The following is a 12,315-nucleotide window of genomic DNA, read 5'->3' as shown; positions in this document are numbered from 1 at the left end:
GCTCTTCAGTCCCTTTTTAAGTTTGCACTAAAGAGTTATTTCATCATTTGTTTAATTTGAGTGGATACAAAGTCTACAAAAAATTTTAATAAACCTTCTATTTTTGTATCTTTTAAAAAGATAATTTGATATGGACGACTAAGTTGGGGTAAGTCGCTAATATTTACAACACGAAGATTATCTGCCCTTAATTCTTCTTCTAAAGATAATCTAGGCAAAATACCAATCCCCATTTTTTTTATGATCATTTGCTTCACGAGCTTAATATTATCCGTTTCTAAAACGATGTTCGATTCTATTTTTAAATTGTGAAATGCTTTATTAATCAAAGTCCAATCGATTGAACCACGATTAAATAAGATTAACGGCTCATTGGCGACATCTTGCAAAGAAACATGCTGTTTGTGGTAAAAAGGATGGCTTGGGTACGTCACTAACACCAGTTCATCGTCGAATAAATGAATGGAATCAAGTTTGGGATGATTAACGGAACGAGTAATCCCTAACGGTACTTCATAATTTAGAACCATATCTAATACGTTATGGGTATGTCCTGTATGAACGGTTAGTTTAATTTTTGGAAAGACTTTATAAAACTCACTAATTATTTTTGGTAAAATAAAATCTGCCATAATTAATACAGATGAAATACTTATTTCTCCTTCAGTAATTAAATTACGATTTTGAATGGAATGGATTCCTTCATCCATTTGTTCAAGAATTGTTTTAGCATATGGTAAAAAGATTTCTCCTTCTTTAGTTAACGTGGCATTTTTATCATTTCGGTTAAATAATGAACAACCTAAGATTTGTTCTAATGATTTGATACGAGCACTTACTGTTGGTTGGGATATAAATAAAATTTCTCCAGCTTTACTAAAACTACCAGTAAATGAAACATATAAAAAAGCTTCTAGTTGATTCAAATTCATTTTTATACCACCTATGTTATCAATCTTTTGTAAAGATGCATTGAAAAATATTCATCATAAAATTCTATTTTTTTCATATCTTTATATTAATTATATAGTAAATATGGTCATTTTCATCATACTTAAGGCGGATAAATAAAGGGTTATTAGTTTTTTAAATAAGTAGAACAAATAATATTAATTGGAAATATAGGGTAAAATTCCATATAATTAAATAAAATTATTAAGTTTATGGAAATGAATACCACTTAAACATAAGTTTTTCATCAATAGAAAGCGCTAACAAAACCATTTTAGGTAAAAACATACAAGTTAAATGACGTAGCAAATTTAGAGTAAAGAAAAACACTAGTTGATAAATAGGGGTGAGTAGAATGTTACGTTATATTTTAAAGCGCTTACTTATTATGCTAATTACACTTTGGATCATCATTTCATTAACATTTATTTTAATGGTAAGTATTCCAGGTTCTCCATTTAATAGTGAAAGTTCCTCTAATGAAACTGTTCAAGCAAACTTAGAAGCGCATTACAATTTAGACAAACCTTACTATGTTCAATATCTCCTTTACATAAAATCGATTGCTACATTTGACTTTGGTCCCTCTATTAAACAACCAGATCACTCAGTAAATGACCTTTTAGGCAGGGGCTTTCCGATATCTTTTGAATTAGGGATCATTACGATCATTGTCGCTGTATTATCAGGAATTACGTTAGGTGTGTTCGCAGCTTTACGACATAATGGAATGATAGATTATTTAGCAATGGGGTTTGCAGTGCTAGGTATTTCAATTCCAAACTTTGTTTTAGCGACATTATTAATCCAACATCTCGCGGTGAATTTGGAACTGTTACCTGTAGCAACTTGGTCTAGCCCGGCTCATATGGTTCTTCCAACATTAGCATTAGCTACCGGCCCAATGGCGATTATCGCTAGACTTACAAGATCATCCATGTTGGAAGTATTGACACAAGATTATATTCGAATGGCAAAGGCAAAAGGGCTAAATCCATGGAAGATTATTGTAAAACATGCTCTTAGAAACGCGTTAATGCCAGTTGTAACAATATTAGGTACATTAATTGCAAGTATCTTAACTGGTACGTTCGTTATAGAAAAAATTTTCGCTATCCCAGGGATGGGAAAATACTTCGTTGATAGCATTAACCAACGTGACTATCCAGTTATTATGGGGACGACCGTGTTTTATAGCGCCTTTTTAATCATTATGCTTTTTTTAGTTGATATCGCTTACGGCATATTAGATCCAAGAATTAAAGTTCATCGGAAAGGAGGAGAATAAATGAAAGCACTTCATGAAATGCAACCTGAAAAAAATTCTCCTTCCGAAGCACCTGACGAATGGTTCCGATTACTAGAAAAAGAGCAAGGGATGGGGGAAGTAGTAGCACGTCCTTCACTCTCCTATTGGAAAGACGCATGGAATAGATTAAAGAAAAATAAGTTGGCGATGGTAGGATTAATATTCCTTATATTACTAACATTCATGGCAATTTTTGGTCCCATCCTTTCACCTTACGAGGTAAATACGCAAAATTTACCTGAACAGTATCAAAAACCATCTGCTGAGCATTGGTTTGGAACAGATTCAGCCGGCAGAGATGTATTTACAAGAACATGGTATGGAGCACGTATTTCCTTATTTGTTGGATTAATGGCTGCATTAATCGACGTATCCATCGGGATTATTTATGGAGGTATTGCCGGTTATAAAGGCGGCCGTACTGACAATGTCATGATGCGAATCGTTGAAATTTTATACGGCCTTCCTTATTTATTAGTTGTCATTTTATTACTCGTTGTTCTTGGGCCAAGTTTATTTACGATTATAGTAGCTTTAACAGTGACCGGCTGGGTCGGGATGGCAAGGATTGTAAGGGGGCAAGTCCTCCAAATAAAAAATTACGAATTCGTTCTTGCCGCTCAATCGTACGGGGCTAAAACATCGAGGATTATTCGAAAAAATCTGTTACCGAATACGATGGGACCGATTATTGTACAAATGACATTAACAGTACCTTCCGCTATTTTTGCCGAAGCTTTCTTAAGTTTTATAGGGTTGGGTATACAAGCACCCTATGCGAGTTGGGGAGTAATGGCAAATGATTCGTTAGGTGCTATTTTATCCGGAAACTGGTGGACATTATTTTTCCCAGCTTTCTTTATCTCATTTACAATGTTTGCTTTTAACGTACTAGGTGATGGATTACAAGATGCACTTGATCCAAAGCTAAGGAAGTAGGGGTGAAATATGGAGAAAATAGTAGAAGTAAAGAATCTTCATGTAACTTTCTCCACTTATGGAGGAACAGTTCAAGCAGTAAGGGGAGTAAATTTTCATGTTAATAGAGGAGAGACCCTCGCCATAGTGGGGGAGTCGGGATGTGGGAAAAGTGTAACATCTAACGCTATTATGCGATTAATCCCCAACCCACCCGGAAGAATAACACAAGGTGAAGTGTTGTTTAAAGGTGAAGACTTAATAAAAATTAGCGATAAAGAAATGCGTTCCATTCGAGGTGTTGATATCTCTATGATTTTCCAAGACCCGATGACAGCACTAAACCCAACTTTAACGGTTGGAAATCAATTGACAGAAGGGTTACGTCAACATCATAAAATAGATAAAAATCATGCTAAGAAAAAAGCACTCGAAATGTTGAATCTTGTAGGGATACCAAATCCCGAAGAAAGGATGAATCATTATCCACATCAATTTAGTGGAGGGATGAGACAGCGTATCGTTATTGCTATTGCTTTAATTTGCGAACCTGATTTATTAATTGCTGACGAACCGACAACAGCTCTTGATGTTACCATTCAAGCGCAAATTTTAGAACTATTTGACAAAATACAGAAAAGAACAGGTATAGCAGTTATTTTAATTACGCATGATCTTGGAGTTGTTGCTAAAGTTGCTGATCGTATTGCAGTAATGTATGCCGGTAAAATTATTGAAACAGGAACGAAACGGGAAATTTTTTATCAGCCATCACATCCTTATACCCGGGGACTTTTAAACTCTATTCCTCGTTTAGATATGAGGAAAGAACAATTAGCACCAATTGATGGTACACCACCTGATTTATTCTCACCTCCTGCAGGATGTCCGTTTACCGCACGGTGTCCATATGCCATGGAGGTGTGTAATAAAGTTTATCCCGCACAAACACGACTTAGTCAATCACACCATGTGGATTGTTGGCTCCAAGATGAGCGGGCGAAAAAAGTAATGGCTTCTTTAGCGGTAAAATCATGAGGGGGGTAAAAACATGAGGAAATATTTGTTGTTATTATTTGTATTATTAACAGCGGTTGTTCTAGTTGCTTGTACAGCGAATGAAGATGCTGGAAAAGAAGAATCGCAAACGACAGATGAAGGGACTGAAGAAGGTGAGACAGAGGAAGATGGCGGGGAAAAAGTACTTCGTTTAAATAATGATGTAGAACCTACTTCCTTTAATCCTTCGATTGGATTTGACGCTGTGTCTTGGGACCCGTTGAATAACTTGATGGAAGGGCTAACTCGTCTAGATCAAGAATCTCAACCGGCGCCGGGTGCAGCAGAAGAATGGGATATTTCCGACGATAAATTAACGTATACTTTTCATCTCCGTGAAGATGCAAATTGGTCAAATGGTGACCCTGTTACAGCAGAGGATTTCGTTTATGCATGGAAATATATGTTAGATCCGGAAACTGCCTCATCTGCAGCTTTTCTAGCCTATTTTATTGAAGGCGCTGAAGAATACAATGCTGGAGAAGGATCTGCTGATGATGTAGCAATCAATGCGATCGATGAAAAAACATTAGAAGTCGTCTTAACTGCACCAACTGGATTCTTTTTAGATTTATTAACGAATCCAGCATTTTTTCCAATCAATCATAAAGTAGCAGCAGAAAATGAGAATTGGCATGCAGAAGCTGATTCATTCGTAGCAAATGGTCCATTTAAGCTAGAATCATGGGAGCATGACAATGAAATGATATTTGCTAAGAATGAGCATTATTGGGATGCTGACACAGTTAAATTAGATAAAGTCCACTTTGCCATGGTAAATGATGAGAATACACAATACCAAATGTTCCAAAGTGGAGAACTTGATACTGCTGAGATTCCTCCTGAGTTATCAGATGAGCTAATCGAAGGTGACAATGTCTATATCGGTGATTATGGTGGATTGGAATTTTACCGCTTTAACGTCACGAAAGAACCATTTGATAACAAAAAGATTCGTCAAGCCTTTTCTTATGCGATCGATCGAGAGTCAATTGCGGAATATGTTGTAAAGAATAAAGTTGAACCAGCATTCGGTTATGTGTCTCCCGGTTTTACTAGTCCTACGGGAGAAGACTTCCGTGATGTAAATGGCGATTTAGTTGCACTTGACCCTGAAAAAGCAAAACAATTGCTTGAAGAAGGAATGGAAGAGGAAGGATACGACGAATTACCTGAAGTGGTATTATCGTATAACACGACCGATAGTAATAAGGCAGTTGCTGAATCGATTCAAGATATGTTGAAAGAAAATTTAGGTGTTGAAGTGAAATTAGAAAACCAAGAGTGGAATGTGTATGCTGAGGCCCAGCAAAACTTAGAACTTCAATTCTCAAGAAGTTCATTCATAAACGACTATTATGATCCAGTGAACTTTTTAGAAAGCTTCGTAACTGATTCATATATGAACAGAACTGGTTGGTCAAATGCAGAATATGATGAGTTAATTGAAAAAGGTAAGTCAGAGCCAGATGAAGAAAAACGTTGGGAATCTTTATATGAAGCTGAAAAACTACTTGCAGAAGAAGCGATCGCAACGCCGATTCGTTTTTATAACACGGTGGTACTCGAAGCAGAAGGGGTATCAGGCATACTAAGGCATCCTGTTGGATACTTTGACTTGAAATATGCAGATATTGAAAACTAATAAAATTATTGATCGAAGGAATGGCTCGCTTAGATAGGAGCCACTCCTCATTTATACGATAAAAGTAAGTCTTCAGTGAGTTGGGGTGAATTGGATGAAAGATGCTATTTTACAGGTGAACGATTTAACGAAACACTTTAATATTGGAAAAGGATCAGTTTTACAAGCAGTCAATGAAGTTAGTTTTGAAGTGAAAAAAGGAGAAATATTTGGACTCGTTGGTGAATCGGGTTGTGGAAAATCAACGATCGGTCGTACAATTATGGGACTTTATAATAAAACATCCGGTGATGTCCTTTATGATGGTGAAAATGTTCATGAGCTTTCAGATGATGATAAATGGTCGTTTTATCGTAAGATGCAAATGATTTTTCAAGACCCTTATGCTTCTTTAAATCCTCGATTTACAGTTAGTGAAGTAATTTCAGATCCAATGGAAGTTCATGGGATGAGTAGGAACCGGAAAGAGCGGATGGAAAAAGTATATCAACTATTAGAAGAAGTAGGTCTAAATCGTGATCATGCGAACCGTTATCCACATGAATTTAGTGGAGGACAACGTCAACGAATTGGTATTGCACGAGCGCTTGCCCTAGAGCCAGAATTCATCATTGCTGATGAGTCTATTTCCGCACTTGATGTGTCTGTACAAGCACAAGTTGTCAATTTATTAAAAAGATTACAGATGGAGAAAGGTTTAACATTTTTATTTATCGCTCACGATTTATCGATGGTTAAATATATTTCAGATCGAATCGGTGTGATGTATTTAGGGAATTTGGTTGAATTAACAGTTAGCAATCAACTTTATGAAACGCCGCTTCATCCATATACAAAGGCATTACTTTCGGCTATTCCGATACCTGATCCGGATATTGAAGAAACAAGAGAACGCATCATCTTAAAGGGAGAGCTTCCAAGCCCCATTAATCCCCCAAGCGGTTGTACTTTTAGAACTCGTTGTCAAATGGCAATGAATATATGCGCGCAAGTAAAGCCTGAATGGCGAGAGGTTGAGCCGAATCATCTTGTTGCTTGTCATTTATATAATTAAACCTAAAAGTAAAGAAGAATTTTAATCATAATATGATAGCACTTCGATGTTTAGACAGCTTTTTCTTTATTATTAATTTAACATAAAAATAATAGTAGATAGGTAACTTTATGATTCATTTTTATGAAAGGATGAATAGACAAAGGAGAGTCGTTTGATGAAAATAATCGACACACATTGTGATGCTCTATATGAAATGCAACAGGCGAAACGCAATAATACGTTCTTGGACTTTAAAAAGGAAAAAACGTTAGACACGAATTTAGAAAGGTTGAAAGAAGGAGAACTTTTATTGCAATGTTTTGCAATATTTATCCCTCCAGAAGTTCCGACAGATAAATTATGGGAGTACGCTTTAGAACAGGCCGAATTGTTTCATACGGAAATTATTGAAAAAAACTCAGAAATGAAGTTTATTAAACACTGGGATGAGATAGATAGTTTAAAAGATAGGGAAATAGGCGCAATTTTAACATTAGAAGGTGCTGATGCATTCGGAAATGACTTAGATAAATTAAGAGAGCTATACGATCTTGGAGTAATGTCGGTAGGACTTACATGGAATCATGCTAACTTATGTGCAGATGGTGTAGGAGAAGAACGGGGTGCCGGTTTAACCGCTCTTGGGAAAGAAGTTGTCAAATTAAATAACGAACATCGCGTTTTAACTGACGTATCTCATTTATCAATTAAAGGCTTTTGGGACGTGATGGAACTTGCACACTATCCAATCGCTAGCCACTCTAATGCTCGAAGTGTTTGTGACCATCCACGCAATCTTTATGACGATCAAATCAAATGTTTGTTTGAGAAAACTGGATTAATTCATGTCGTTTTTAACCCGCCTTTTATAAGAGAAAATGCGAATAAGGTAAAGATTTCCGATTTGATCAAACATATTGATCACTTATGTTCATTAGGTGGAGTGAACAAAATTGGTTTTGGATCCGATTTTGACGGAATAGATTGTTATATTACAAACTTGGAGAATAGTGCTAAGTATCAAAATTTAATTAATGAACTATTAAAATACTATTCAGAGGATGAGGTAAAAGGTTTTGCCTATCAAAACTTCCTGAAATTTAGTGCCAGTATATGAATCATGACTTAACATAGCTGTTGTTTAGGAGGAAATGTATGAAGAAGTTCAATGAATTTGAAGAACGCATCGAACATTTACTGGATACATATGAAGTGCCGGGCTGTATTGTTGCCATCGCGGAATATGGAAATATTGTTTACGAAAAAAGTGTTGGTTTTAAAAATAAAGAAAAAGCATTACCAATTGATCGAGATACTGTATTTGGTTTAGCTTCTTTAACAAAATCATTTACTTGCACGGCTGTAATGCAATTGGTTGAAGAAGAAAAAATAAATCTTCATGCCCCTATTACTGATTACTTGCCAAATTTCAAAATTGAAAATAAAAATGACTTAGAAAAAATAACGGTACATCATTTTATGAACCACTCATCGGGTATCCCTCCACTTCCTTCATTAGATTATGCGATGCGCAGGAAGCGAAACGATGAATTTTTAGTTGACTACTTAGAATCAAATGCCGATGAGATAACAATAGATACATTTGAATCGTTAATGAATTATATATCCGATGCTAACGTTCAGTTATTTGCTCAGCCTGGTAAGTTATTTAGTTATTCGAATGATGCATATGGATTATTAGGGGCGGTTATCGAACAGGCAAGTGGCATTCCATATGAACAATACGTAGTTGAAAACATCATTCATCCTTGTGGAATGAAACGAACCTATTTTACAAGGGAAGAGTATGGAAATGATGAGAATATAACAACATGTTATGAGCTAAATGAATTAACAGAGGGAAATGTCGTTTATGAAGTACAAGATTGGTGGGATGCACCCGCCATGCGAGCAACTGGATTTTTAAAGTCTACCGCTAGAGACATGATTACATATAGTCAACTTTTTATAAACAAAGGAATAGTAAATGGAAAACGAATATTAACGGAAAAAAGTGTCCAACAAATGGTATATCCATATTTAAAAATGGATCCAGAACGATTTTACGGGTATGGCTTAACGATTACTCCTAATTATTTTGGTGATACTCTCATCGAACATGGAGGAAGTTTACAATCGATTTCTTCAAAATTTGGGATGATATTAGAAAAAGGGATATCTGTAATCGTTTTAGCAAATTTATCCGGTTTTCCTGCTTCTCGTACGATGGAGTTAGCGTTAAATGCCTATTTTAATCGGGATATAGATGCTCATCATTTCGCATATGAGGCATATTCAGTAGACGATGAAACATTGGCAAGTTATAAGGGAACATATCGTTCTGGCGAATTAGAAGATATTACGATCGAATTAAACAACGGTGAGGCGGAATTTTATTATAAGGGGAAAAAGTATCCAATTAAGTGGATTCGAAAACATGTTTTTCTTGCTGAAATGGACGATACTTTGGAGCCGATTGAAATAGTAGTAGATAAAAACGGAACTCCAACAGCGATGTCTATTTTCCACCGGATTGTTCCGAAATTAACTGATGCCGGGAATTTAAAAGGAGTTTATCATGGAAAATTTAACGATTAAATTAGAGAGGATCATTGAAAACGCAGAAGGAAATTGGGCGATTGCAATTGAAGATTTAAACGAGAAAAAAAGTTGGCATATGAATGCGCATAAAACTTTTTTTGCAGCAAGTATTATAAAACTACCAATTCTAGCGACTGCTTTTAAGATGGCTGATAGAGGATTGTTGAAGTTAAGTGATACGTTAGAAGTAAAAAGAGAAGATATCGTTGGGGGAGCCGGGGTAATACAACATTTATCACCCGGAATTAAATTATCTTTATTTGATCTTATGATGTTAATGATCATTCAAAGCGATAATACAGCCACGAATATGATCATTGACGAAATTGGAGTTAAAGAGATTCAAGATACAATGGTTGAAATAGGGATGAAAAACAGTACATTCTACAATAAACTAATGACGGTTCCAGTTAAAATAGAAGGGAGAAATATCATTACTGCTCATGATGTTTCTCTCTTTTTGAAAAAAATTGCGACTGGGATATTAAGTTCTTATTATGCTTGTGAGCAAATGATCAATATTATGAAAAGGCAGCAACTTCATTATTTGACGAGCACATTACCTAAAAACGAGGAACCATTTATCGGTGTTCAACCTGAGTGGGTGTTTGCTAGTAAAACAGGAAGTGTTACAGGAGTTAAGCATGATGTAGGTATTTTATATATGGGTGAACGTGTTGTAACGGTTACAATCCTATCTGAAGAGTGTCATCAAGATTCCGCCTTAAGAGTTCTGAATGAGATTGGGAAGGAATTATATCTTTATATGAAATAAACATCATCAACTTGCGTTCAATGGAGGGAAGTTATGAAGATTTACATCGTAGCAGATGGGGAAGGAATCTCGGGAGTAGTTAGTTCTGATGAAATGCATCCAACAGGTAGTCGTTTTGAAGAGTTTAGAAAATTAATGACAATGGATGTCAATGCAGCGATTGATGGGGCGTTTGAAGCAGGAGCAAGAGAGGTTCTTGTAAATGATGCACATTGGTCGAGTTTAAATATTATTTATGAAAAGCTAGATGCAAGAGCTGAAATAATTCGGGGAGGTTCAAATAAACGGTTATCGATGGTAGAGCAAGTGGAAGGGCATGATGGGGCGCTGTTCATTGGTTTACATGCAAAAGTAGGACATTCCCACGGGGTGGCAAATGAAACGATGGTAGGGCCAGAAATGTATGAGATGAGAATGAATGGAATGCCAGTTGGTGAATTGGAGATAAATGCAGCACTAGCAGGTTATTTTGACGTACCCGTTCTAATGGTTTCCGGGGATGATTGTTTGGCAAAAGAAGCAAAAAGATCATTAGGAAATATTGAAACAGCGATTGTGAAATATGCGATTGATCGCTGGACAGCTCGATGCTTATCTTTGGAGAACAGTCATAAGGAGATAAAAAATAAAGTCTCACAAGCTGTACATCGAATAAAAGAAATAAAACCTTATACGATAGATGGACAAGTGGAATTGGAAATTGAATGGACATCTACAGCCGCTTGTAAACGTGCTAGTCAGGTTCCTGGGTCCTATATGAAATCACCGAGAATTATTGCCTATAAAGGAAACGATATGTTGGAGGCGTGGCATGGGATCCAAGCTTGTCTAAACTTGGGGATCACTGGCTTTGATCCGTTATACGGTTAATGAATACATTTAAGTGAATAAGGTTTTAAGGAGATGTTTCGTATTGCCTAGAGTTAAAATTAGAGAATTAGGTTTTAAAATAGGTTATTTACCTACGGGAGTGAAAAATTGTATTACAGATGTTGAAGGTGTTCAGGTCGGACATGAAACATTAAATTATCCACTAAAACACGGTGACTATGCTTGTACAGGAGTAACGGCAATATTACCCCATGGACGTAATATTTTTAAAGAAAAGATTGCTTGTGCAAGTTATGTATTGAATGGATTTGGTAAAACGACCGGATTAGTCCAACTAAATGAGTTAGGTAGATTGGAATCTCCAATTATGCTAACGAACACGTTCGCTGTCCCGGCAGTTATCCAAGGGACATTACAATACTTACTAGATCAAAATATAGAAATAGGAGATGGAACAGGTACAGTAAATGTGGTAGTTGGTGAATGTAATGACAGTTATTTAAATTCAATACGAACATTTCCTGTGCAACCCCATCATGCGCTTCAGGCCATTCAAAATGCATCGACAAACCGTGTTCAAGAAGGGGCGGTCGGTGCCGGAACTGGTATGGTCTGTTTCGATTATAAAGCCGGTATTGGTTGTTCGTCACGTATCATTTGCTTAGAAGGTGAAGGTGTAAACGAAAAATATACATTAGGGTGTTTAGTATTAAGTAATTTTGGAAAACAACATGAACTAAAGAGATATAATGAATTTTTACATCGTTCACTAGATTTACATAATCATGAACCAAATGTTGATACAGATGGTTCAATTATGATTATTTTAGCAACTGATGCTCCGTTAAACGAACGACAATTACAGAGGGTAGCTAAACGGACTGGAATTGGGTTAGGACGGACAGGAAGTCATATGGATCACGGAAGCGGTGATATTGTGATTGCTTTTTCTACGGCACAAACATTTCCTCATTATACAGATGCAGTGACAGAACAAGTTATCCAGTTACGGGATGATAAATCAATTATGAATACATTTTTTACGGCAGCTGCTGAGGTGACATATGAGGCTATTTTAAATTCATTAAGTAATGCAGAAACGACAGAAGGAAGAAAAGGTAGGATAGTTAAAGAACTTCCTTTAAATGCAATAAATGTAGAAGAATGAACCAAACTTTTTATCGTAAAAA

General features: G+C 36.1%; 11 protein-coding genes. 10 read left to right on the top strand and 1 reads right to left on the bottom strand.

What is annotated here, in order from left to right:
- Window positions 1–35: 35 nt before the first annotated feature.
- A complete protein-coding gene (locus tag SPD48_RS00380) occupies window positions 36–932 on the bottom strand; it encodes a LysR family transcriptional regulator (protein ID WP_336256062.1) in 897 nt (298 codons plus the stop codon).
- Between the two features lie 374 nt (window positions 933–1,306).
- Here SPD48_RS00380 and SPD48_RS00375 point away from each other — a divergent pair, with 374 nt between their 5' ends.
- The 10 genes from SPD48_RS00375 (at window position 1,307) to SPD48_RS00330 (ending at window position 12,293) form a co-directional block, all read left to right on the top strand.
- Window positions 1,307–2,239 carry an ABC transporter permease gene (locus tag SPD48_RS00375; RefSeq protein ID WP_336256061.1) on the top strand — a complete coding sequence of 311 codons (933 nt, stop codon included), beginning with the start codon at window positions 1,307–1,309 and terminating at the stop codon, window positions 2,237–2,239.
- Window positions 2,240–3,199 (top strand): ABC transporter permease, encoded by a 960-nt coding sequence (locus SPD48_RS00370; RefSeq protein WP_336256060.1) that lies wholly within the window; start codon window positions 2,240–2,242, stop codon window positions 3,197–3,199. It abuts the gene before it with no gap.
- Between the two features lie 9 nt (window positions 3,200–3,208).
- A complete protein-coding gene (locus SPD48_RS00365) occupies window positions 3,209–4,216 on the top strand; it encodes an ABC transporter ATP-binding protein (RefSeq protein ID WP_336256059.1) in 1,008 nt (335 codons plus the stop codon).
- 13 nt (window positions 4,217–4,229) lie between these two features.
- On the top strand, window positions 4,230–5,882 hold the full coding sequence (locus SPD48_RS00360) for a peptide ABC transporter substrate-binding protein (RefSeq protein WP_336256058.1): 1,653 nt from the start codon (window positions 4,230–4,232) through the stop codon (window positions 5,880–5,882).
- Window positions 5,883–5,976: 94 nt separating this feature from the next.
- The gene (locus SPD48_RS00355; RefSeq protein WP_442962085.1) at window positions 5,977–6,936 is read left to right on the top strand and encodes an ABC transporter ATP-binding protein; all 960 of its coding nucleotides are present in this window, start codon (window positions 5,977–5,979) and stop codon (window positions 6,934–6,936) included.
- Window positions 6,937–7,093: 157 nt separating this feature from the next.
- On the top strand, window positions 7,094–8,035 hold the full coding sequence (locus tag SPD48_RS00350) for a dipeptidase (protein WP_336256057.1): 942 nt from the start codon (window positions 7,094–7,096) through the stop codon (window positions 8,033–8,035).
- A gap of 38 nt (window positions 8,036–8,073) precedes the next feature.
- Complete coding sequence (locus SPD48_RS00345) at window positions 8,074–9,516, top strand: serine hydrolase domain-containing protein (RefSeq protein WP_336256056.1); 1,443 nt, start codon at window positions 8,074–8,076, stop codon at window positions 9,514–9,516.
- Window positions 9,497–10,294 (top strand): serine hydrolase, encoded by a 798-nt coding sequence (locus tag SPD48_RS00340; protein ID WP_336256055.1) that lies wholly within the window; start codon window positions 9,497–9,499, stop codon window positions 10,292–10,294. The genes SPD48_RS00345 and SPD48_RS00340 overlap by 20 nt, the downstream gene beginning before the upstream one ends.
- Window positions 10,295–10,327: 33 nt before the next feature.
- On the top strand, window positions 10,328–11,164 hold the full coding sequence (locus tag SPD48_RS00335; RefSeq protein ID WP_336256054.1) for a M55 family metallopeptidase: 837 nt from the start codon (window positions 10,328–10,330) through the stop codon (window positions 11,162–11,164).
- A gap of 43 nt (window positions 11,165–11,207) precedes the next feature.
- A complete protein-coding gene (locus SPD48_RS00330; RefSeq protein ID WP_336256053.1) occupies window positions 11,208–12,293 on the top strand; it encodes a DmpA family aminopeptidase in 1,086 nt (361 codons plus the stop codon).
- The last annotated feature ends 22 nt before the right edge of the window (window positions 12,294–12,315 follow it).

Source organism: Pseudogracilibacillus sp. SE30717A (assembly GCF_037071985.1).
Taxonomy (GTDB): Bacteria; Bacillota; Bacilli; order Bacillales; family Amphibacillaceae; genus Pseudogracilibacillus.
This window is presented reverse-complemented; position numbering and strand designations above follow the sequence as displayed.

Coding starts and splice junctions, on each gene's coding strand:
- SPD48_RS00345 (WP_336256056.1), top strand. CDS start 8,074: ATGAAGAAGTTCAATGAATTTGAAGAACGCATCGAACATTTACTGGAT.
- SPD48_RS00335 (WP_336256054.1), top strand. CDS start 10,328: ATGAAGATTTACATCGTAGCAGATGGGGAAGGAATCTCGGGAGTAGTT.
- SPD48_RS00380 (WP_336256062.1), bottom strand. CDS start 932: ATGAATTTGAATCAACTAGAAGCTTTTTTATATGTTTCATTTACTGGT.
- SPD48_RS00375 (WP_336256061.1), top strand. CDS start 1,307: ATGTTACGTTATATTTTAAAGCGCTTACTTATTATGCTAATTACACTT.
- SPD48_RS00355 (WP_442962085.1), top strand. CDS start 5,977: ATGAAAGATGCTATTTTACAGGTGAACGATTTAACGAAACACTTTAAT.
- SPD48_RS00350 (WP_336256057.1), top strand. CDS start 7,094: ATGAAAATAATCGACACACATTGTGATGCTCTATATGAAATGCAACAG.
- SPD48_RS00340 (WP_336256055.1), top strand. CDS start 9,497: ATGGAAAATTTAACGATTAAATTAGAGAGGATCATTGAAAACGCAGAA.
- SPD48_RS00365 (WP_336256059.1), top strand. CDS start 3,209: ATGGAGAAAATAGTAGAAGTAAAGAATCTTCATGTAACTTTCTCCACT.
- SPD48_RS00360 (WP_336256058.1), top strand. CDS start 4,230: ATGAGGAAATATTTGTTGTTATTATTTGTATTATTAACAGCGGTTGTT.
- SPD48_RS00370 (WP_336256060.1), top strand. CDS start 2,240: ATGAAAGCACTTCATGAAATGCAACCTGAAAAAAATTCTCCTTCCGAA.